Origin of the sequence: Streptomyces aureoversilis (assembly GCF_042657885.1) — a bacterium.
Lineage (GTDB): Bacteria > Actinomycetota > Actinomycetes > Streptomycetales > Streptomycetaceae > Streptomyces > Streptomyces aureoversilis.
This window is the reverse complement of sequence record NZ_JBHSKJ010000001.1, coordinates 557269-579760: the sequence shown is the minus strand read 5'-3', so window position 1 is coordinate 579760 and position 22492 is coordinate 557269. Positions and strand designations below refer to the sequence as shown.

General features: G+C 70.9%; 18 protein-coding genes. 14 read left to right on the top strand and 4 right to left on the bottom strand.

From position 1 onward, the window contains the following. Window positions 1-246 precede the first annotated feature (246 nt). Window positions 247-603: a DUF805 domain-containing protein gene (locus ACFPP6_RS02420; protein ID WP_382036525.1), complete on the bottom strand. Its 357-nt coding sequence runs from the start codon at window positions 601-603 to the stop codon at window positions 247-249. A gap of 365 nt (window positions 604-968) precedes the next feature. Between ACFPP6_RS02420 and ACFPP6_RS02415 the strand changes: the two genes are divergently transcribed. From ACFPP6_RS02415 to ACFPP6_RS02385, 7 genes are all read left to right on the top strand, one after another. After that, window positions 969-3665 carry a lantibiotic dehydratase gene (locus ACFPP6_RS02415; protein WP_382036522.1) on the top strand — a complete coding sequence of 899 codons (2697 nt, stop codon included), beginning with the start codon at window positions 969-971 and terminating at the stop codon, window positions 3663-3665. A 40-nt stretch (window positions 3666-3705) separates the two neighbouring features. Beyond that, a complete protein-coding gene (locus ACFPP6_RS02410) occupies window positions 3706-5058 on the top strand; it encodes a B12-binding domain-containing radical SAM protein (RefSeq protein ID WP_382036519.1) in 1353 nt (450 codons plus the stop codon). After that, window positions 5055-6158, top strand: a complete 1104-nt coding sequence (locus tag ACFPP6_RS02405; RefSeq protein ID WP_382036516.1) for an arginase family protein — start codon at window positions 5055-5057, stop codon at window positions 6156-6158. The genes ACFPP6_RS02410 and ACFPP6_RS02405 overlap by 4 nt, the downstream gene beginning before the upstream one ends. Next, on the top strand, window positions 6155-7207 hold the full coding sequence (locus ACFPP6_RS02400; RefSeq protein WP_382036513.1) for a hypothetical protein: 1053 nt from the start codon (window positions 6155-6157) through the stop codon (window positions 7205-7207). The genes ACFPP6_RS02405 and ACFPP6_RS02400 overlap by 4 nt, the downstream gene beginning before the upstream one ends. Next, window positions 7204-10926, top strand: a complete 3723-nt coding sequence (locus ACFPP6_RS02395; protein ID WP_382036511.1) for a lantibiotic dehydratase — start codon at window positions 7204-7206, stop codon at window positions 10924-10926. The genes ACFPP6_RS02400 and ACFPP6_RS02395 overlap by 4 nt, the downstream gene beginning before the upstream one ends. After that, complete coding sequence (locus ACFPP6_RS02390) at window positions 10923-12170, top strand: MFS transporter (RefSeq protein WP_382036508.1); 1248 nt, start codon at window positions 10923-10925, stop codon at window positions 12168-12170. Before ACFPP6_RS02395 ends, ACFPP6_RS02390 begins: the two co-directional genes overlap by 4 nt. 120 nt (window positions 12171-12290) lie before the next feature. Next, the gene (locus tag ACFPP6_RS02385; protein ID WP_382036505.1) at window positions 12291-13205 is read left to right on the top strand and encodes a phosphotransferase family protein; all 915 of its coding nucleotides are present in this window, start codon (window positions 12291-12293) and stop codon (window positions 13203-13205) included. Window positions 13206-13382: 177 nt separating this feature from the next. Here the strand turns inward: ACFPP6_RS02385 and ACFPP6_RS02380 are convergent, their stop codons facing one another. Next, on the bottom strand, window positions 13383-13592 hold the full coding sequence (locus ACFPP6_RS02380; protein ID WP_382036502.1) for a hypothetical protein: 210 nt from the start codon (window positions 13590-13592) through the stop codon (window positions 13383-13385). A 489-nt stretch (window positions 13593-14081) separates the two neighbouring features. On the opposite strand from ACFPP6_RS02380, the gene ACFPP6_RS02375 reads away from it, so the two are divergent. Both ACFPP6_RS02375 and ACFPP6_RS02370 read left to right on the top strand, forming a co-directional pair. Then, window positions 14082-14582: a hypothetical protein gene (locus ACFPP6_RS02375; protein ID WP_382036499.1), complete on the top strand. Its 501-nt coding sequence runs from the start codon at window positions 14082-14084 to the stop codon at window positions 14580-14582. A gap of 300 nt (window positions 14583-14882) precedes the next feature. Then, window positions 14883-16139, top strand: a complete 1257-nt coding sequence (locus ACFPP6_RS02370) for a protein-glutamine gamma-glutamyltransferase (protein WP_382036786.1) — start codon at window positions 14883-14885, stop codon at window positions 16137-16139. Window positions 16140-16573: 434 nt separating this feature from the next. On the opposite strand, the gene ACFPP6_RS02365 is transcribed toward ACFPP6_RS02370, so the two are convergent. After that, a complete protein-coding gene (locus ACFPP6_RS02365) occupies window positions 16574-16855 on the bottom strand; it encodes a hypothetical protein (protein ID WP_382036497.1) in 282 nt (93 codons plus the stop codon). A 209-nt stretch (window positions 16856-17064) separates the two neighbouring features. Here ACFPP6_RS02365 and ACFPP6_RS02360 point away from each other — a divergent pair, with 209 nt between their 5' ends. From ACFPP6_RS02360 to ACFPP6_RS02350, 3 genes are all read left to right on the top strand, one after another. Further along, entirely contained in the window at window positions 17065-17439 is a 375-nt protein-coding gene (locus ACFPP6_RS02360; protein WP_382036494.1) for an ectoine synthase, read from the top strand. A gap of 230 nt (window positions 17440-17669) precedes the next feature. Beyond that, complete coding sequence (gene thpD / locus ACFPP6_RS02355; protein ID WP_382036491.1) at window positions 17670-18578, top strand: ectoine hydroxylase; 909 nt, start codon at window positions 17670-17672, stop codon at window positions 18576-18578. Window positions 18579-19221: 643 nt separating this feature from the next. After that, window positions 19222-20079, top strand: coding sequence for an LppY/LpqO family protein (locus ACFPP6_RS02350; protein ID WP_382036488.1), 858 nt, complete (start codon window positions 19222-19224; stop codon window positions 20077-20079). Between the two features lie 53 nt (window positions 20080-20132). On the opposite strand, the gene ACFPP6_RS02345 is transcribed toward ACFPP6_RS02350, so the two are convergent. Then, window positions 20133-20600, bottom strand: coding sequence for an SRPBCC family protein (locus ACFPP6_RS02345; RefSeq protein WP_382036485.1), 468 nt, complete (start codon window positions 20598-20600; stop codon window positions 20133-20135). Window positions 20601-20735: 135 nt separating this feature from the next. Between ACFPP6_RS02345 and ACFPP6_RS02340 the strand changes: the two genes are divergently transcribed. Continuing rightward, on the top strand, window positions 20736-21314 hold the full coding sequence (locus tag ACFPP6_RS02340; protein ID WP_382036483.1) for an arginine deiminase family protein: 579 nt from the start codon (window positions 20736-20738) through the stop codon (window positions 21312-21314). A gap of 212 nt (window positions 21315-21526) precedes the next feature. Further along, window positions 21527-22321 carry a HalD/BesD family halogenase gene (locus ACFPP6_RS02335; RefSeq protein ID WP_382036480.1) on the top strand — a complete coding sequence of 265 codons (795 nt, stop codon included), beginning with the start codon at window positions 21527-21529 and terminating at the stop codon, window positions 22319-22321. Window positions 22322-22492 lie beyond the last annotated feature (171 nt).

Here is a 22492-nt window from a genome sequence, read left to right as displayed (position 1 = left end):
ATCAACTGGCGTATCCGCCCCTTGGAGGCGCCGGGTCCGATTGCCTCGGCCTCGCCGTGCAGCGCGGGGCATTCGGCCCGATCGAGCGGGACGAGTCCGAGGCCCTGGCCGCGGCTGCCCCCTGGCTCGACGGACGCCCCGCACCGACCTGATGCCCCCGCAGGGCCCGGGCGTACTTGCAGGTCCGGCAGCGTGCCGAGTCGTGTCGACGCAGCCAGGGTGCAAGTACACCCGTAGGACACGGCGTCAGCGAGCCGGAGCCTCCTGCGGGTTCGGTCCGTAGGCGTTCTCCTGCGGTTTGCCGGCCATGGCCCAGAACACGATCAGGACGATGAGGCCCACGATCGGAATCAGGCCGATCAGTACCCACCAGCCCGACCGCTCGGTGTCATGCAGGCGCCGAACGCTGACAGCGAGGCTGGGGAGGAGCACAGCGACGTCGTAGACGGTTTCGATGATGATGCCCGTGCCGAGCAGAGTGTCGATGACGGCCAGCACGATGCTGATGACCAGGCTGATCAGGGTGAACATCCAGAACTCGGGGCGGCTCGCCCGTCCGCTGAATGTCGCGTATTTTTTGAGCACATCCACATACCAGTGCACCTGCGCCCCCAAGAGCCGCGACTGGCCCGGCCCCCTGGACCGAGCCTTATCCCGAACGTAGGTGGCTCAAAGAAGTCGGTCAACGGTCGTGAAGATGTGGGGCAACGGCGCCCGCAGGGCGCTCCCGGGCGCCTGCATGCGCGCATGGCACACGCGATGCGCATAACTCCTTGCATGACAGGCGTTGAGGCCGCACCGGCACTCACCGGCACCCAGTCGCCATGCGGGTGCCGGAGGCAGGGTAACCCGTGCGTGCATGGCCGGAAGTCGATGGCGTGTCCACGTATGTCGTTGAAGCCTCACCATTGCTTTGACTAGGGTGGCGTTTCCGCTCAATTACGGCACGGTTACCCAGGGGGCGCCAGTTGGGCAGCAACGGGACCGAAAGGATCATTACCCCGTACGGTGAAGGCGGCGGTGCTCAGCCCGGCCGGGACGGCCGGGCGTGGTCGCTCGTCCCGGTCGCGCTGCTGCGCCACGCCGGATTCCCGGTCTCCCTCCTGCAGCCGCTCGCCGACCCTGCGGCCGCCGAGGGGGCCGACGCGCTCCTCACCCACCACGACGCGGTGTGCCGCCTCGCGCAGCAGGTCAAGGCAGAGCTCAGGGCTGCGCGCGCCGGGCGCGAGGGCGATCTGGCCTCCGGTGTGGGGATGATGCGCCCCTTTCGCGACGAGGCCCTCGCGCGGCTCGGTGCTTGCCTCCCCGCGCCGGCCATGGAGGCCGTCGAGGGCTACCAGTCTGCGGCACTGCTCCTGGACCGCATGTGGAGGGCCTTCGAGGACGGTGTCGTCACCCGGCTCGCCGACGCTCGGCGCCACGTCGCCGGACTGTTCCGCGACCCGGCCCTGAAACAGGTCCTCCTGCTGTCGAACGACGCGCGCTTCGCGGAGTTCGAAGCCTGGATCGACGGGGGCGCGGGCGGTTCGGACGGCCACGTCCGGCGCATGACGGACCTGCTGACGATGTATCTCCAGCGGGTCGCCACGAAGAACGAGACCCACTCCCACTTCGGCCCCCTGTCCGTGGCCCGCCTCGCCCCGGACGCCGACGGCGTCTCCTGGACCGAACGCCCCCTGCGGCGGACCGCGTTCCTGAGCCACTGGGCGGGGGAGAAACTGGCCGAGGCGTTCAGCCGGCGGCCGGAGGTGTCCGAAGAGGTACGGCCCCGGCGCCGTCCCCTCGCCTTCGCCGACGGCGCGGACATCTCCTTGTACGCGTTCGAGACCACCACCGGCATGCCGGGCGACTGGCGCTTCGTCGCCGTCACCACCGGCACCCTCGACCCGGGACGGTTGTGGCTGTGGGAGCGGTGCGACGGCGAGCACACGGTCGCCCAGCTGCGCGCCGCATGGGCGGCGCGCTTCGGTGCGTCCGGGCCGGACTGTGCCTTCGACGCCGCCCTCGACGAACTGACCGGCAAGGATTTGCTCGTCGGCCGCTGGGAGATCCCCATCGGCTCGGCGGATCCGCTGCACGTACTCGAAGGCCACCTGCGCCGTGTGCCCTCACCCGGAGCCGGATCGTCCGACCCGGCCACGGTCCAATCGTCCGACCTGGCCACGGTCCACCGGCTCCGGGCACAGCTGAGTGAGTTCGCGGGCGCTCCCGCCGAAGCGCGCGCACCGCTGCTCGCCGCAATGAAGGAGACTTTCCAGGAGGTCACCGGGACGGCGGCCAACCGCGCCGACGGCATGCACTACGCCGACCGCGGCATCCTCTACGAAGAGGCGTACAGCCCGGTCGGGGGCCTGCGGTTCGGCCGGGACGTCGCCGACGTCATCAGCCGCGAACTGTCCCTCGTCTACGAGACGGCCCTCCTGGCACCGCGCCTGCGGATCCGCCGCGAGCAGGAGATCCTGCGCCGCTGGGTCGAGGCGCGCTTCGGGACCGGCGTGCCCGTCCCCCTTCAGCACTTCTACGCCGCCTTCTACGCCGACAAGCCGGCCCTCGCGCGGGAGTGCGAGGACGTCGACCGGGAACTCTCGGCCCTGGACCGCGAGTTCACCGCGCTCCTGCTCCGAGGCGAAACCGACAGCGATACCGACCGCGCGTACGGGGTGCACGAGGTGGTGGTGGAGCGCGAGCGCATCGAAGAGCTGATCGGCAGGTACCCGGCGGCGCCGCCCGCCCTGTGCAACCCCGACGTGATGCTCGCCGCCGCGGACACCGGGGCGATCGCCCGCGGGGACTTCCTCGCCGTCGTCGGCGACTGCCACGCGGTCCGGGAGGTCCTGACCCACTCCAGCTTCGCCCCGCTGATCGAGGCCGAGGCTCCGGAGGTGCTCGCCGAGGTCCACTCCCGGTACCTGGGCCTCCTGGACGAGGACGAGGAACTCGTCGACCTCGCCCGTTCCCACCCGGACAAGACCGGGGCCCAGCTCCTCCACCCGTGCCCCGACCTGGAGGTCTACGGCCTGTCCCCGAAGAGCCGGGACCAGGTGCTCCAGCCCCGGCAGCTGTACGTCACGGCGCGGGCCGGCCGGGTCGAACTGCGCGCCCACGGCACCGGGAAGCGGCTGAAGCTGCTCGCCCCGCTCGCCGGCGGGCCCAGCATCCGCCAGGACCCGCTGTCGACGTTCGCCTTCCCCCGCCACTTCGGCGGCATCGGACTGCGCGCCGCCGACCACGACCACCTGCCCAGGATCCGCTGCGGCCGCGTCGTCCTGCACCGGGAGCGCTGGCGGATCCCCGCGCAGGCCTTCCGCGGCTGGAGCCCCGGTGTGCACCGGGCGAACGGGGACGCCGCCGAGTTCACCGCAGGCCGCCGGCTCCGCCGCGACCTCGGCCTGCCGGAGGTGGGCTTCGCGAAGATCCCGGGCGAGCCGAAGCCCGTATACGTGGACTGGAGGTCGCCCCTGCTCGTACGGCAGCTCTTCCGGCTCGCCCGGAAGACCGGGTCCGCCACCGGGTGCGCCACCGGATCCATCATCGGATCCGCCACCGGATCCCCGGTCGAATTCACCGAGATGCTGCCCTCACCGGACCAGTTGTGGCTGGACATCGGCGGGCAGCGCCATACCAGCGAGCTGCGCTGCGCGGTCTTCTCCCGCGGCCGGGCGTGACGCCGCTCCACCACCGACTCCCGTGTTGCAGGGGGGAACCGTGATCACGAGTTGCATCGTCCAGTTACCCTTCCCGTCCACCCATGACCCCGACGCCCGTCTGTCCGCCTACTACGAGGACTACGACCGGCGGTTCCGGGCCTTCCTCCCGGAGTACTTCATCCCCTCCGACGGCCTGTGGGAAATGCCGCTGTGGGTGGCCCACCTGACCGCTCTCCTGGACACCGCGGGCCTGGCCTCGGCCTACCAGGACCTGTCGCGGACCCCCGCCGATGCCGAAGCCTGCTGCGACCCCCTGCTGCGCGCGACGGCGCCCGGTGATCTGGTGCTGATATCGCCGCTGGCCCAGAACTTCGGGCTCGCCCTCGATGTCGCCGGGCGCCTGGGCGCCGCGGGACGGCACGTCGTCCTCGGCGGGAACATGGCCCCGCTGGCGCCCGAGGGGTCGGTCCACACCGTGCACCGCGGGCAGCTCGACGCCGGCCTCGTGTCCCGGCTGGTGGCGATCGCCGAGGCACAGGGCGGCCGCACCGAGAAGCCCCCGAAGCGCGGGCTGTCCGCCGAGCGGATCACCTGGGCGCCGGACTACCGGCACCTGGCCGGATACGGCGGCAAGGTGCCGATGCTGCGGCTCAACGCCAGCCACGGCTGCCTCTACCAGTGCGCCTTCTGCGGCGACGCCTGGAGCAAGCAGCTCGTCCTCGTGGAGCGGAACGCCCTGGCCGCCGAAGTGGACGAGCTCGCCGCCCGTTTCCCCGAGACCCGTCTCGTCTACATAGGCGACAAGACCTTCGGCCAGTCGCGCGAAGCCGTCGACAACCTCCTGCGGGTCTTCCGGGACCGTCCCGGATACCGGTTCATCGTGCAGACCCACGTCATGCAGGTCAAGGACTGGATCATCGATGCCATGCACGAACTCGGCGTCGTCGCCGTCGAACTCGGCTTCGAATCGGCCGATTCCCAGATGCTGAAGCGGCTCGGGAAGCTCTCCCGCGGCCTCGACGACTACACCACGAAGATCCACGCCCTGAGCGACTCCGGCCTCAAGGTCGTCCTCAACATGATGGGCGGCCTGGACGAGGAGACGGAGGCCTCGCACTCCCAGACCGTCAGCTGGCTCCAGGACAACAGCCGCGCCCTGTGGCTCTTCAACCTCTACAACTTCGTCCCCTACCCCCTCACCCCCGACTTCCCGCGCCTGCGCGAACGCATCTTCGACTGGGACTACGCGCACTGGCGCGAGGACCTCCCGGTGGTCTACCGGCCCCGCCACCTCACGCCGGAACGCAGCTGGGACCTCTTCCAGGAGAAGATCGCCGCCGCCCACCGCATCATCCGCACCTCAGCACCGGAATCAGCCGCCCACGCCCGGCCCGCACAGGAGAGCGCATGACCCGGCCGCCCGACCTGCCCGACTTCGAGGCCCTGCAGCACAGCGTCAAACCGGAGGACTTCGCGGCGGACCCGCTGCCCGGCTGGGCCGGCGTCGCCACCCTCTTCGGCGCCCCCGCCGTCGCCGCGACCGCCATCGATGCCGGCGCCGGCGGCTGGGTGGCCGCCGGCATCCCCTACGACGCCACGGCCAGCTCCCGCCCCGGCGCCGCCGAGGGCCCCCGGGCGATCCGCCAGGCGAGCCTGGTCTTCTCCAGCTACCTGACGAGCCTGGGCGAGTGGCGGATGCTGGACACCCGCAGCGGGGGAACCTTCCGCTACCGCGCCCCGCGCGTGGCCGACGCCGGTGACCTGCACGTCTATCCCACCGACACCGTCCGCACCTTCCAGGCCGTCGCCGCCGAGACCCGGCGGCTCAGCCGCACCGCCCGCCGCCTCGTCCTCCTCAACGGCGACCACTCGGTCACCTTCCCCGCCTTCGCCGGCTTCCGCGCCGGCCGGCTCGACAACGGCGCCCGGCGGGTGGGCTTCGTCAACATCGACCACCACTTCGACTTCGGGAACTGGAGCACCCTCCACGGCCCGCTCTACCACGGCTCGAACTCCCGCCGGATCAGCGAACTGGCCGGCATGCACCCCGAGGACATCGCCTTCGTCGGTGTCGGTGACGTCACCAAATACGACCAGTTCCGGGACCTCCTCGACCGCGGGTTCCACGTGGTGCCCGGCGCCCGCATCCTGCGCGACGGAGCCGCCGCGGCCCTGCGCCCGGTCGTGGAAGGGCTCGGCGAACGCTGCGACACCGTCTACGTGTCCCTCGACATCGACGTCCTCGACAGCGCCGTGGCGACCGGCACCGGCCACGTCACCATGGGCGGCATCGGCACCGGCCACCTCCTCGACGTCTACGAGGCACTGCGCGCCCTCCCCGTGGAGGCCGTCGACGTCGCGGAAGTGGCCCCCCGCTACGACCCGTCCGGCAGCACGGCACAGATCGCCGCCCGGCTGCTCTTCGAATTCCTCTTCCGTACCGACTGCGAGCCCCCGGAGTGCTCCCCCTGGGCGGACACCGCTCCCGACGGCCCCCGGGAGGAGCGGTGAAGTTCGCCCCCGCCGAGGCCCAGCTCGACTGCGCCGACCTGGTCTCCGGCCCGCCCGCCCTGCGCGAGGCCGCCCTCGGCCGGCTCGCCGCCGAAGCCGCCGGCCACCTGCACCGCACCGGCTTCGCCGCCTTCCGCATCGGGCGGCTGCGGCAGGGCGTCGAAGACAGCCGCCGGCTCGCCCGCGCCCTCGCCGAACGCCTCCGCGACGCCCTCCTCGCCCGCGGGGCCCCGCCCGGGATGCGCCTGGAGGCCGACAAACCCCAGCAGACGCACGTGCCCGAAGGCTTCTCCACCCGCACCCTGCTCCCGCACCACGACGGCCAGCACTGCTCGTACCTCACCCCCAGCCTCCTGGACGCGCCCGAATGGGACCCCGCCTGGCGTGAGTTCGGCGCCTCCGGCTACACCACCACCCCCGCCCACAAGATGTACCAGGGCATCTTCCTGGCCGCCCCCGGCGAGGGCCTGAGTGCCACCACGTACTACGACTGGCTCGGCATCGTCCACGACGTCATCGACCGGCGTGCCGTCCCCTCAGGCGACGACCCGGTGCGCTCCGCGGCCCGCTGGCTCGGCGGGAACCTGCGCGCCGCGCTCGCGCGCCAGCCGGAACACGGCTGCCCCTACCCGTCCTTCGGCGCCATGCTCGGCCTGGAGGAACCGCTGTGGCACGGGCTGTCCTTCCACCACGCCGAGGCCGGCCTCACCAAGGAGGAACGCACCCGCCACCCCGCCGCCGTGCCGCTCGCCGGGCGGTGCACCTGCGGGGAGTGCCGGGGCGAGGCGGCACGCCTGTTCTGCCACCAGGTGGTCATGGCCACCGGCCTGACCTGGAGCGGATTCCGGACCCGCTGGGAAGTGCTCATGCCGGGCGACCAGTGCGACCTGATCTTCGGGCACAACCTGACGACGCTCCACGGCGGCCTCGCCGGCGGCCCCGGCCGCGTCATCGAACCGTACTGCCTGGTCATGGACACCCCGGCCGGCCCCGCCTACGAGCGCTGGCTGGCCGCGTCCTGGCGACGTTCCCTCCCGGAGGCCGGATGATGCCCGGCGTCCCCGCGCACCGCGCCACCGTGCTCGACCTGCACCTGCACACCCGGTGCTCCGACGGCGACGAGCCCCCCGCCGAGGTCGCCCGCCGCTGCCTGGCCGCCGGCCTGCGCGCCGCCGCGGTCACCGACCACAACACCATGGCGGGCGTCGCCGGCTTCACCCGGGCCGCCGGCGGCGCGCTCACCGTCGTCCCCGGGTGCGAGGTCACAGCGGAGTGGCGCGGCGAGGAAGTGCACTGCCTCGCCTACTTCACCGATCCCGCCGACCACCTCATCCGGCTCTTCCGGCGCAGGATCCGCCGCGTTCACGACGCCGAGCTGGACTGGTGGCGCACCTGGACCGAGCGCGCCCGGGCCATCGGCGTACCCCTGACCTGGGACCTCGTGGACGAACGGTTCGGCGGCGACCGCGTCGCCTACGTCGGCGACTACCTCGCCCTGCTGGCCGACACGGCGGGAGACGATCCCCGGTTCACGCCGTACGCTCCCGCCTCGTACGACCGGATCGCGGCCGACTGGTGCCGCCCCGGACAGCCGCTGCACGTCCCGCAGCCCTGGCGCCCCGGCCTCCTCGACGTCCTGACCTGGATCACCGAAGCGGGCGGCGCCGCCGTCCTCGCCCACCCCGCCGGCGCCCTGGCAGCCTCGGACGACGAGGAGTGCACCACCCTGCTCAAACCCCTGTGCGAGGCGGGACTGTCCGGGCTCGAAGCGTGGACCAGCTGGCACACCCCGGCCGAGAGCGGCCGCCTCGCCCGGATCTGCGCCGCCCTCGGCCTCGTGGCCACGGCCGGCTCGGACTACCACGGCACACGGGTCAAGTCCTGGGTGCCCGGCCCCGGCCGGCTGCCGGCACCGCCCGCCGACCCAATGGCGATCCTGGACGCGCTGCACGACCGGGCCGCCGCGACGGCGCCCGGCCATTCGTACGTCATCGCCGAGCCGCCGCCCCCGGCAGCCCTCCACGCCTCCCGGGCCTCCCAGGCCTCCCGCGCCCAAGAGGGGACCATGACCTCTGCGACCTCCCATGACCCCGGCAGCCGCGCCGCTCCTGACCCCGCCGCCCCGGCGCCGTTCGCGGAGCGCGCCTGGCACCTCGTCCCCGTCGTCGTCCTCCGGCAGGCCGGCTTCCCGATGGAACTGCTCGCCCCGCTGGTGGACACCGCCGCGGCGGCCGAGGCCGATGCCCTGATGGACCTCCGGGCCCGCCTCGCCGCCCTCGCGGACGACGTGAAGGAGCTGCTCCGGGACCACCAGGTGGCCGGTCGGCAGCGGATGTCGTCCTGGGTGGGCCAACTGCGCCCGGTCCCCGAGGCCGAGCTCGCCGGGGCGCTCGCGGAGCTGCCCGGCGACGGCCGGGCCGCCGGCACCCTCCGTGGGTACCAGGAGACCGCCGCACGGCTCGCCGCGGACCGGTCGTCGTTCGCTGCCCGCCACCGCGAACGGCTCGACGCGGCCGGCATCGCCGTCGCCCGCGCCTTCACGGACGATCCGGCACTGCGGGACGTCCTCCTGCTGTCCAACGACGCCGCCTACCCGGGATTCGCCGCGTGGCTCGACTCCTTCACAGGTGACACCGGGCGGCACACCCGCAAGATGACCGATCTGCTGGCCATGTACCTCCAGCGCGTCACCACGAAGAACGAGACCCACGCCCACTTCGGGCCGTTCACCGTCGGCCGCACCGCTCCCGACTGCGCACCGGGCATCACCTGGTCCTCACAACAGCCCCTGGAACGCCGCTCCTGCTTCACCCACTGGGCGGCGGAACGCCTCGCAGCGGCGGCGGGGGAGATCCCGGGGCTCGGCGACTGCGTGCGCCCCCGCAGGCGCCCCCTGGCGTTCCTCCGCGACGGGCGCATCGACCTGTACGCGTTCACCACCCGGGACGGGCTCGACACCGACTGGGACTTCCGGCGTCTCGGCGGCGCCGCCGTCTCCACCGACGAGGCCTGGCTGTGGAGGCAGTGCGACGGCGAGCGTACGGTGGGGGAACTACGGACGGCGTGGGATGCCCGGTACGGGCCTGATGCTGATGCCGAAGCCGAAGCTGATACCAATACCGATGCCGAGTCCCGAGTCGGCCCCGGAGCCGGAAGCGGAACCGGAACCGGAACCGCAATCCCCTCCTTCGACCGGACGCTACGGCGTCTGACGGAGCACGAATGGGTGATCGCCGAGTTCGAGATCCCCGTCGGTGATTCCCGGCCCCTGGCCGCCCTGCGCGACCTCCTCTCCGGCGCGCCCGGAGAACTCGCCCGCCCGCTCCTCGCCGCGACCGAACGCTTCGAGCAGGACCTGGCCCGCTTCTCGGCACTGCCCCCGGCAGAGCGACCGGCCCTGCTGGCCGACGCCAAGGACCGGTTCGAAAAGCTGACCCGCGTCCCGGCCAACCGCCACCGAGGCCTGCACTACGCCGACCGCAGCATCCTCTTCGAGGAGGCCCACAGCGGGCTGGCCGGCCTCACCGTCGGCCCGGACATCGCACGGTTCATCACGGACGAGCTGTCCGTCGTCTACGAGACCGTCCTGGCGGGCCCCCGGCTGCGCATGCGCCGCGAATCCGCGATCCTCACCCGCTGGGCAACCACGCGGTTCGGCACCGGCACCGCCGTCCCCCTGGACCGGCTGTACGCCGAGTTCTTCCGCGACCGGGAGCGGCTGGCCGCCGAATGCGCCACCGTCGACGCCGAACTGGCCGCCCTGGACGCCGAGATCACCCACGCCCTGCTCGGCGACGACACCGGCCGGCCCGAGACCGTCGTGCCGCGCGAGCGGTTGGAGGCCGTCCTCGGCGCCCACCCGGCCACACCGCCCGCCGTCTGCAACCCCGACGTCCTCTTCGCCGCCGAGAACCGGGAGGCGCTGGCCCGCGGCGACTTCACCGCCGTCATCGGCGACTGCCACGCCGTGCGCGAGGTCGTCACCCACACCAGCTTCGGTCCCCTGGTCCAGGAGCGGGCCCCGGAGCTCCTCCCCGAGGTGTACCGCGGCTACCTCTCCCTGCTGGACGACGACGAGATCCTCGTGAACCTGTCCCGGGGCCACCCCGACAAGTCCTCCACCCAGCTCTGCTACCCCTGCCACGACCTGGAGGTGTACGGCCGCTCCCCGCAGACCCGCGACAAGGTCCTGCAGCCCTCCCAGCTGTACGTGGTCGTGACCGGCGGCCGCCTCGAACTGCGCGCCCGCGGCGTCGGCGGCAGACTGCGTCTCATGGCCCCTCCCGCCGGCGGCCCCAGCATCCTCCAGGACCCGCTCTCGCCCTTCGCCTTCCCCCGCCACTTCGGCGGCGTCGGCCTGCGCGCCGAAGCCCTGGAGCACGTCCCCCGCATCCGCTGCGGACGCGTGGTCCTGCAGCGGGAGACCTGGCGGATCCCGGCGGCCTCCTTGCGCGGGACGGCCCTGTCCGGCAGCCGCACGGCCGCCGACGACGCCGCGGAGTTCCTCGCCGCCCGGCGGCTGCGCACCGAGCACGGCCTGCCCCGGCACGTCTTCGCCAAGGTCCCCGGTGAGCCCAAGCCGCTCTACGTCGACTGGGACGCCCCCCTGCTCGTACGCCAGCTGAGCCGGCTGGCCCGCAGGACCGGCGGCACGGTGGAGATCTCGGAGATGCTGCCCGCCCCGGACCGGCGCTGGCTGGAGGTGGACGGCCGCCGCTTCACGAGCGAGCTGCGCTGTGCCGTGTTCTCGCCCGGGCGGCCGCGATGACGACCACCACCCGGGTCGCCGGCTTCGGCACCGCGTACCACCGGCTGACCGGCGCCGCGGCGGTCTCCGCGGTCGGCGACGGCATGCGGTTCGCCGCCCTGCCGCTGCTCTCCGCCGCCCTGCTCCACGAAGCGTTCCAGGTCTCCGTGGTCACCGCGGCCACGACCATGCCCTGGCTGCTGTTCGGACTCCCGGCCGGCGCGTACGCCGACCGGTTCGAACGGCAGCGGCTCATGGTCCTCGCCGACCTGCTGCGCGCCGGCACTCTGATCGTCACCGCCGTCGTCCTGGCCGCCGGCCGGCTGACCTTCTGGCCGCTGGTGGCGGCGGCGTTCCTGCTCGGCGTGGGGGAGGTGCTCTTCGACTGCGCCTCCTTCGCGCTCCTGCCCGGCGTCGTGCCCAAGGACCGGCTCGAAGCGGCCAACGGACGGTTGTTCGCCGTCCAGACCGTGGGCCGTGACCTGCTGGGCCACGTCCTCGGCGGCGTCCTCTTCGCGGCAGGCCGCGCCGTCCCCCTCGTACTGGACGCGCTGTCCTTCCTGGCGTCCGCCGCCCTGCTCAGAGGCGTCCGCGGGCCGAGACCCGAACCCCCGGCAGGCCGGCGGCGGCTGCTGGGGGAGATCAGGGAGGGCCTGGAGTACGTGGCGCGTGACCCCCTGCTGCGCGCCCTGACCTTCTCCGCCGGCCTGATCAACGCCGTCTACCTCGGCCAAGTGGCCGTCTTCGTCATCCTCGTGCGCGACGTACTGGAGCTCCCGTCCGCCGCGTACGGGGCGCTCGTGGCGGCCGGCGCGGTCGGCGGGGTGATCGGCGGCGCCGCCGCGAGCCGCATCAGCCGCGCGGCGGGCCGGGTCCCCACCCTCCTGGGCGGCCTCGTCCTCATCGGCGCCGCGGGGCCCGCCGTGGCCGCGACCGGCAACGTCGCCGTGGTCGCGGTGGCGTACAGCGCAAGCGGGTTCGCCCTCATGCTCTGGAACGTCGTGGCGGTGTCCCTGCGGCAAGGCCTCATCCCCGACCGGCTGCTGGGCCGGGCGACGGGCGTCTACCGCCTGTTCGCCTGGGGCACGATGCCCCTCGGCGCTCTGCTCTTCGGCATGCTCACCGAAGCCGCCGGACCGCGCGCGGCCTTCGCGGCGGGCGGGGTGGCGATACTGGCGCTGTCCCTGGCCGTCGCGCCCGTCCTCTTCCGGGACGGCCGGGCGCGGTACGGCGGGCGGGCACTGGCGACGGCGGACGAGGACTGAAACGCTGAGCCGGCCTCCGGCTCTCGGACTCTCCGACCTACCAGCCCTCCGACCCTCCCCCACCGCCCCTCCGACCCTCCGACCCTCCGATCTGACGCCCGAACGGAGCACCGCGCCCCGATGACCCACCCCATGACCACCCTCGGCAGCCTGGCCGAACGCTGGAAGCTCGACGACCTCACGCCGGTCGGCAGCGGCCTCGAATTCTCCGTCTACTCCGCCCGGAACAAGGACGGCCGGGCCGTCGCCCTGCGGCTCGCGCACCGCCGCTTCGACTCCAACGCCAACGACCCTCAGGTCGACACGAGGGCGCTGCTGGTGCAGGAGTACGAGATCACCCGCCACCTGACCGCGCACGGCTTCCCGGTGGCCGAGCCGCTGGAACTCCACCTCGCCGAGGACGCGTCGTCCCCCGACGTCCTCCTCTCCGCGTACGTCCCCGACGACGGATCGGACATCGACGGCTTCGCCCTCGGCGAGCTCCTCGCCCGTCTCCACCGCCTGCCGCCGCCGCGCCGGCTCGTCCCCGTGGCAGCGGAGGGCGTGAGCACCCGCCAGGCGCTCGTCACCCGCATCCGGCGCAGGTGGGCGGAGACCGGCCGGCACGTGGCCGGCTGGCCGGCCCCGCCGGACCCCGCGCTGCTCGCCCGCCACCTCTCCGGCGTCACCGAGACCGCACTCGTGCACTTGGACGTCCGCAGCGCCAACATCCGGCGCGGCGAGGGACGGGTCAACGCCCTCCTGGACTGGTCGAACGCCTTGCTCGGCGACGCCACCCTCGAATTCGGCCGACTCACCGAATACGCCCGCTACCCGGAGAACCAACTCGACCCGGAAGCCCTACGAGCGGGCTACGGGACCCTGCAGCGCGAAGGCCTCCCGCCCGGCACCGCCCCGGCCATGCTGGCCTGCCGCCTGGACACCGCCCTGATGCTGGCCCTGGTCTTCCTCTCGGAAGCCCCGGACCCCACCCGAGGCCCGGCTGCGGCGGACCACGCCCGCGAACTGGCGGACACCCTCACGAAGGAGCGGTGAACACGAAGGAGCGGTGAGCTGAGCCGGACCGCTACCGGGAACGCGTGCGCTGCGTAACAGTGGCGACGGGGGTCGCGGGGGTGGCGGGCAGCACCGAGTCCAGCAGCAAGCACGACCTATGGACCTATGGGCTGGGGCTGAAGCGTCCAGGAGTTTCACAGCAGCGCTTGGGCGTTTCTACGACCATACGCCGGGCCCGCCGCCGAGCCATTCGATCAGGCTCGGATCGTCCAGCCGGACATCATTCATATCCAGCCCCGCCCGACGCAGAAATTCGAGCACATCGACGGTCCCGTACGCCGTGCCGAGGATCTCTGCCCCTACCGTCACCCGTCGTCCGCCCGATGGCGACGGCGGGTGCACCACTATCCGACTGAGTCCGGACATGTATCCAGCCTGCACCCGGACCTGCCCGGGCGCATCCGGATACGGACTGTCCAGCCACTCCTCGGCGTGCAAGCCTTCCCGGCCGGCTCGTCAGCCGGCTCCGCCTCAGTGCTGTCACCCGCGGCCAGGACCTGCAGCAGCGCCACCACGCCCCGTGTCTCGCGCCCCGCGCCTCGCCGAGCGTGACCAGCGGCCACCGGTCGCCCTGGTCCTCGATCAACGCCCGTAGGCGTGGGTTTTCCGCGGTGATGCCGGACAGCAGCAAGGCACACGCCCACTGGCGAACCCGAACCGAATCCGGCCGCACGGATCAAGAGCCCCGCACAACATCGCATCCCCACGCCGGGCGGTCGGCCGGAGCAGATGCATGGCCAGATACCGCCTCAGCGGCAGGCTGGCCGATTTTAAAGCCATGATGTTGCCGGGGAGTTAACACGGGGACATGATCACTGCTCGTATCAACCTCATCACTCATCCAGGAGCCGAGAAGTGATACGCAGAACCGCTCTCCGCACCCTCACCACCGTCGCCGTGACCGCGGCCCTCGCCCTGCCTCTCACTCAGGGAGCCCAGGCAGCCGCCCCGGCCACGACCGCCCCGACGACCGCCGCCACCCCCGCCGCCTCCGCCACGATCAACGCGGACGACGACAACCCCTTCCGCTGGATGGAACTGGACGGCCTGCGGGCCGACTTCCGGTTCATGTGTCCCGCGAGCCACTGTGTGGGCTTCTGGTCCCTGATCCTGACGGACGACGTCGCGCGGCAGAAGTTCGAGGGCGGCAAGTTCTTCGTCTATGCCCCGGCCACGGGTGAGTTCAGCTTCTTCCTCGACACGGACATCGCCGTGCGCACGGTTGACCACCCCGGCCGGGTCCGCCTGGTCGACACCGAGTTCATGCGCTCCCACCCACGCGTCGAGGTCCGCTACGGCGACCCCGACCACCCGGGCCGGGCCCGTGTCGTCGCCTCGGCAACGACGCTGATGTAGCGAGCCACCGGCCCCGCCCCACCGGGCGACCGGCCCCGCCGGGCAGGCGACCGAGTCGCGCCCGGCCCGCCGGCGGCCACCACAGCCATGACCGGCGACGAGCGCGCCGCCACCGCCATCTCCCGTATTGCTGCACCTCCTTCCGCCTCGCGGCGGCGCCCCTCCTGCCGTCGGCACAGCGACGCAGGACAGCGCGGCCAAGGCCCTGAACGGCGGATCGCCGCAAACCCCCCTCCATTCCGTCGCGCTCTCGCATGCCCTCGTTTCACGAGATTCACCACAAGGGAGTTGTTGATCTTCATGCACAAACGCCGGAGAGTCCTCGCATTCGCCACTGCGGGTGCAGTCATATGCACCGCCGGATTCATCCCGTCGGTCAGCCAGGCCGCCGGCAGCGGCGACAGGGAAGAGAAGGGATCCTACGCCGAAACGCACGGCCTGACGGCGGAAGACGTCAAGAACATCAACGCACTCAACGAAAGCGCCCTGACTCTGGGGCAACCCGGCAAGCCTCCGGCGGAGTTACCGCCGGGCGCCGGCCCGTCCCTCCGGCCCCCCGCCGTTACCGACGACAGGGAAACCCCTCCAGCCGAGCCGCTCGACAGGATGCCCGACGCGTACCGGCCCTACGGAGGCAGAGCCACTACGGTCGTCAACAACTACATACGCAAGTGGCAGCAGGAATACAGCCACCGCGACGGCAAGAAACAGCAGATGACCGAAGAACAGCGAGAAAAGCTGTCCTACGGTTGCGTCGGCGTCACCTGGGTCAATTCGGGTCCCTACCCGATGAACAAACTGGCGTTCGCGTTCTTCGACGAGAACAAGTACGAGAACGACCTCAAGAACACCAGCCCCCGACCCGGTGAAACGCGAGCAGAGTTCGAGGGTCGCATCGCCAAGGACAGTTTCGACGAGGGGAAGGGCTTCAAGCGGGCGCGTGATGTGGCGTCCATCATGAACAAGGCCCTGGAAAACGCCCACGACGAGGGGACGTACATCGACAACCTCAAGACGGAGCTCACGAACAACAATGACGCTCTGCTCCACGAGGACAGCCGCTCGAACTTCTACTCGGCACTGAGGAACACACCGTCTTACAAAGAAAGAGACGGGGGCGACTACGACCCGTCCAAGATGAAGGCGGTGATCTACTCGAAGCACTTCTGGAGCGGGCAGGACCAGCGGGGCCCCTCCGACAGGAGGAAGTACGGCGATCCGAACGCCTTCCGCCCCGACCAGGGCACCGGCCTGGTCGACATGTCGAAGGACAGGAGCATCCCACGCAGTCCCGGCAAGCCCGGCGAAAGTTGGGTCAATTTCGACTACGGCTGGTTCGGGGCTCAAACGGAAGCGGACGCCGACAAGACCGTATGGACCCACGGCGACCACTACCACTCGCCCAATAGCGACCTGGGCCCCATGCACGTGTACGAGAGCAAGTTCCGGAACTGGTCTGCCGGGTACGCGGACTTCGACCGCGGAACCTACATGATCACGTTCATCCCCAAGAACTGGAACACCGCCCCCGCCAAGGTGAAGCAAGGCTGGCCGTAACAGAATCGGGCAGGAGGGCCGGGCCGCCCGGCCCTCCTGCATCCACACCCTCGAGTCCCTCCTTCAGCCCGCGCTCTCAGCCCTGCTCGCTGCCGTAGGGCGCCGCAACACCTGTCAGCCTCTCCCAGCCTTTCGCCGACAGGCGAGTGCTTGCGATCCGAGTCGTCCATTCGGATGATGCATGGCCGATCCATCGGACAGCCCCTGGAGATGACCAGGCCAAGGAAGCCCGAGGCAGCCGAGAGCGGCCGGGCCCGTCGACCAGCTGCTGGAGCACGCCGGCATCCGACGCCCGCCTTACACCCGTACCCGGCAGACCGAGCAGCGTCTGACCGCGCGGATCGCCGCCCACACATGGCCAGGAGCTCTGCGTGTCGACGACGCGCTCGAGCCCGTACGGACGCTGCGCGCCCGACGGTCTCCCGGTCGCTGCCTCAGCGGATCTTCCGCGACCGCCTGCAGGCCCTGTGCGAGGCCACCGCCATCCAGTGCCTCCACCGGCTGCGCAGTTCGCTGCCGGCGCCGGAGACCTCTCCGCCGCCCCGTGCCTCCACCTCCACCACATGGCCCTCGGCGAGACGGACGAAGCCGAACTGTGGCACCAGCAGGCCGGACTCGACAACGAGGCCCCACACGGCCCCCGCCATCGGCCACAGCGACGACTTCGAACTCCCCCTGTCCACCCCCGACGTCGCCGCAAAGATGGCAGAACCCACCGCCACAACCACGGAGAACGGCGCTCACCGTCGGCCCGTGGGCCGCGGCCGGCCGTGTTCCGTCTCGGCGTGATGGCTGCGCTTGGGGTGATGTCGCCGGGCGTGGCCGTCAAGTGGCCGTCGGCAGCAAGAAGCGCGAGCCTGATGACCGCAGCAATCTGTGCCCTCCTCACCCGAGGCCAGGCTGTCCGTCACCGTAGGAGGTCGGAGTGATCATTCGAGACCTGGATGATGTCCGGGCCGTGGACTGGGGCAACGGCCTGAGCCGGCGCTTCCTGGTGGCCGACGACGGTCTGGGGTACAGCATCACGGACACCATCGTCCGTGCAGGGACGAAATCCCGTCTGGAGTACCGCAACCATGTGGAGGCTTGCTACTGCATCGCGGGCTCCGGAGAGGTGATCGGGACGGACGGTACCGCGCACCGCATCACGCCCGGGCGCATGTACTGCCTGGACAGACACGAGGCGCACTACCTGGTGGCGTCGCCGCACGAGGATCTGAGGCTGGTATGTGTCTTCGTGCCGGCGCTGCGTGGCGACGAGGTGCATCGCCTCGATCCGGACGCTGCCTCCTCGTACTGACCGTGCCGCTGTCATGAGTGGCCTCGCGCACCACAACTGCTCGATAGAGCCACATGAGGGGTACACAACACGGGATCTCCTCCCACTTGCCGGCCGGACCGGGGCAGGGGCAGGTCACCCAATTGCATGACGGTAGGCAACGCGTGCCCGGGTGGAAGGTTCCATCGCGCTCTGATGTGGAAGGCCCATGTGAGCGTCTCACCAGTAGTCAGGCGAACGGGGTAATACGAGTGGACAGCGCCACGACAACCGTAAACGTCGACGGGTACCCGACCCGAGGACGAACCGAGACAGTGATCCCGCGTGCTGAGCCCGTGGTCTGGTCCAAGCCCGGAGCCCCCGGGCCGCTGGACACCGCGGACCTGTCCGCCTTTGACAGGGACGGGTTCCTGGTCATCGACGAGCTCGTCACCGCCGACGAGGTGGGTGTCTACCAGAGGGAACTGAGCCGGCTCACGTCGGATCAGCAGCTGCGTGCCGACGAGCGCTCGGTCACGGAGCCCGGATCGCGGGTCATCAAGAGCGTGTTCGAGGTCCACAAGATCAGTAAGGTGTTCGCCCGTCTGGTGTCCGACCCCCGCGTGGTGGGGCGGGCACGCCAGATCCTCGGGTCGGACGTCTATGTCCATCAGTCACGCATCAACGTCAAGCGCGGCTTCGGCGCCAGCGGATTTTACTGGCACTCGGACTTCGAGACCTGGCACGCAGAAGACGGTCTGCCGACCATGCGAACCGTGTCCTTCTCCATCGCGCTCACCGACAACCACGAGACCAATGGCTCTCTCATGATCATTCCTGGGTCGCACAGGACGTTCGTCGGCTGCGCAGGAGAGACCCCGAAGGACAACTACCGCAAGTCCCTCCAGATGCAGGAGGCCGGAACACCGTCCGAAGAAGCCCTGACCCGCCTCTCCGACGCGCATGGCGTTCAGCTGCTCACCGGCAAGGCCGGTTCTGCGGTCCTGTTCGACTGCAACTGCATGCACGGCAGCAGCGACAACATCACACCTTTCCCCCGGAGCAACATCTTCATCGTCTTCAACAGCGTGGACAACCAGGCGGTGGAGCCCTTCGCCGCACCGGGCCGCCGTCCCACCTTCCTCGGAGCACGCGACTTCACCCCAGTCGTCGGCTGTTGACAGCAAACAATCCGGACAACCACGCGCAACAATCTGCGGGACGGCTCGCGCGGCCGGCGAGAGCCGCCCGGAACCAGCACATCGGCGACCCCGCCGAAGGATCGGCGACCGAACGGATGACCCTTCTGCGCGGTCGTACGCGAACCACTGCGCACCACGGCGCGCCCTCCGCAGTGGCGAAAGCCATGATGACAACTCAGGCCGACTCCCTGAGCCGTCAGATGTTCGGGGCCAAGCAGTCCGCCGGGGACTCCGAGCTCCTGTCGCCGGCCGCGCAACGCTCGCGGTCCTGTCCGGGTCGGGCGGGCTGAGGAGCACGGCCAGGGCCCGCGCGTGAGCCGGGTTCACCCGATCCGGTCGCGAAGTGGGCTGCTGGGCATGTGGGTTCCGTTTGGGGACCAGGCTCTGGGTGACTTCCGAGGCTGCGGACGGGTGCCGGTGGACGGGTTTGTCACCGGCCCAGAGGGATGGGTCCATGACAGGGGCAGATGTGCAGGGCGGGCGTGGCGGGCCGGGCAGGGTCGTCGGACGGCGGGGGGTCCTGACCGCTGTTGGTGTTCTGGCTCCCCTCGCTGTGGGGACAGCGGCTCTGGCTGCTGTCGCCGCCGATCCTGAGCCTGCCCACCACCACGTTCTTCATCCCGTGCGGACCACCCTCCAGGACTGGGAGGACGTCGGCAAGGAACTGCTGACGGAAGGCATCATGTGGGGAGAGACCTTCCGCGCCGGCTTCCCCCGTCGTGACCTGCGGGTGACCTCTCGTGGTGTCGATGTGGCCACCAACCTGGCGCTGCGCAGCTACGTGGCCTTCACCCGCTATGACGACGGGCGCACGATGGTCATGGGCGACCTCGCGGTGACCGAGGAAGAGCTCGGGCGGGTGACCGATGTGGTGCAGGCGGCCGGGCTGGAGCAGACGTCGGTCCACAAGCACCTGCTCGCCCATAGCCCGGCCCTGCTGTGGTGTCACGTCCACGCGCTCACCGATACCCCGGCCGTTGCCGCACGGCACATCCGTGCCGCCCTGGAGACGACGGGTACGCCGCTGCCGCCGCGGCTTTCGACCCCGGCGGCCGTGGACCTCGACACCGGACGTCTTGATGCGGTGTTGGGAGGCCGCGGTACGAACTACGCCGGCACGTACAAGTTCACCTTTGCCAGGCGCGAGACGCTCATCGACCACCACCGGGTGATCCCCTGGGGCATGGGCGCCGTGACCGGAGTGAACTTCCAGCCGCTGGGCCGAGGGCGGGCCGCGGTCAACGGTGCCCTGGCCCTGACCGCCGGCGAGGTACAGCCGGCGATCAAGGCCCTGCGCCGCGGGGGTGTCGATGTCGTCGAGCTGCACAACCACACGCTCACCGAGGAACCGCGTCTGTTCTTCGCCCACTACTGGGCAGTGGGCGACGCTGTCGGTCTGGCCCGCTGCCTGGGGGCGGCCGTGGCGACGACGAACGTGACCTGGCAGGCCACCCCCGGATTCGACCGCAGCGGCGCCTGACCGCCCGGCGGTACGGCCGGCGAGCGGTCGGCGAGCGGTCGGCGAGCATCGGATCAGGTGGTGCCGGGCTGGGCGGACAGCCGGGAACGCGCCGTCGCGAGAGTGGCCAGGATGGTCTCGGTGTAGTTGGCCTTCAGACGCTCGGCGCGTTGCCGTTCGGCAGTGCTGCCGGGAGCGGTCCCGTCGATGACGAGGCGGGCGTGGAAGGCGACGACCAGAGCTCCGGCGCCGGTGGTGGTGATCTCGTTGTCGATGGTGCCGCGGGTGCGGCCGAGCGTGCGGACGAAATGGATCCGCTGCTGCGGGTAGAAGGTGACGAGTTCGCGCACCGGCTCGCCCTCGAGGACGAAGTCACGCACGAGGCCGCCGTCGAACCGCTCGGTGACCCGGCATTCGGTGATGCGGCGTACGTAGCGGTCGGGATGGTGCGCCTTGCGTTCCAGCTCGCGCCAGACGTCACCGGCGCTCAGGGTGGGGGCGGGGCCGTCGTTGACCGGGATGCTGTGCCTGACATCGATCATCGCGCAGACTTTCTCGCTGAATGGCGGTGTGCCGCCGGGCCGAGCCCGGTGGCACACCGCTGCGGTTGTTCGGAAGGAGATCTACCCGATGGCCGGCGTGACTCCCACGTCATCCGGCAGCTGGAGACGGCGGCGATGGAGACCGCGGCGCGGACACTGGGCCTCTCCGCGGCACTCCGCGTCCCTGACCATCTGATCCTCGAGGGCGGGGACGTCATCCCGTTCTCGCGGGAGGGAAACCGTGCCCTGCTGATCGGGTACGGCAGGCGCACCCAGTTGCCCACCTTGGACTTCCTCGCCCGGGAGCTGATCCCCTGGGGTGTGGACGAGATCATAGGCGTCGAGCTGGCACCGTGGCGGATCAACCTCGACGGCTGCATGGTGCCGGTCGCCGAGGACGTGGTGCTCGCGCACCCGGACAGCGTCCTGAGCTCGGTCCGTTTCAGTGTCGCAGGGCAAGAGCGGTTCGACGTGCTGGGCATGATGCTGGGCATCGGGATGCAGATCATCGATGTGACCCAAGATGAGTCGCTGTTCCGGCAGGCGTGCAACAGTCTGTGCCTGGGGAACCGGAGGATCATCTGCTATGACATGACGCCCTCCGCGCTCCGGCGGCTGGAAGAGGCGGGTGTCGAAGCGCTGGCCGTGGCCGGAAGCGAGCTCGTCAAGGGCACGGGTGGGCCGCGGTGCATGAGCAGGCCGATCTATTCCTGACCCGCGTGCCGTGGCCCGGCTGCCACGGCCGTTCGCCGACGCGCCGGGCGCGGCCATGCCGGGCAGACCCAGCGACCGAGCGGCAGCTTGGCGCGCCGTTCATGTGCCTGCACCTGCCCCCGGCGCGCCGGTGATGGCACCTGGCCGGACGAGGAGATGCGCCGTTCAGATGGCCCGAGCAGATCCGGCACTCTTATCAGCGGGAGAGCAGCGTGTTCCCTGAGGTGGAATCTCTGATCGACCTGGACGGTTACCCGGTGCACGAGCTGGATCGCGGCGCGGGCCGCGCCATGGTCGAGGCCGCCCGCAGGACATTCGACGACACCAGCCTCGTCGTCCTCGACGGCTTCCTGCGGCCTGCGGCGGTTCGGCGGATCACCGAGCAGAGCCTTGCGGACGCCGCCCGGCAGGGCTACCGGTTCACCGGATCGAACAACGTCTACCTCGGCACCGAACCCACTGCCGGACGCAGCGCCGAACTGGACCGCACGTACACCAAGACCACTCCCGCCTTCGACCGCATCGACTCCACCTCGCCGCTCAAGGCTCTGTACGGCTGGGAGCCTCTGGCTCAGTTCATCGAGGCGGTCGTCGGCAGGCCCGTGCACCGCTCGGCCGACCCGCTGGGAGCCGTGACCGTCCACCTCCATCACGACGGCGACGAGCAGGACTGGCACTTCGACGTCTCCGAGTACACCGTCGTCCTGCACCTCCATGCTCCACAGGCCGGCGGCGTCCTGCAGTACGTACCCCGTTCCCGCACCCAGCTGACGCAGAATCACCGGGCCCTCCGCGAGATCGCCGCCGGCCGTCGGCACGCCCTCACCCGAGACCTGCCCACCGTGCCCGGCACCTTCGTCCTGCACGCCGGACGCGTCTCCATGCACCGCGTCACCCCGGTCCACGGGCCGGACCCGCGCATCAGCGCCACCCTCTCCTACAACATCTCCCCAGGACTCCGTCTGAACGAGTACACCCGCCGCCTCTACTTCGGGCGCGACCGCTGAATCAGGCCCCGCCCTGCCGCGACACATGGCGCGCCCTGGAGCGCAGGCAACCTCCCTGCCTCACGCCCGGTGGCGGTCGGGGCGGCGTGTCCGCGGGTATCCGCCAGCCGATCGCGGAACGAGGACGCAGCCCGGGCCTCCGACCGGGCATCCACGTTCCGCATGCGCCGC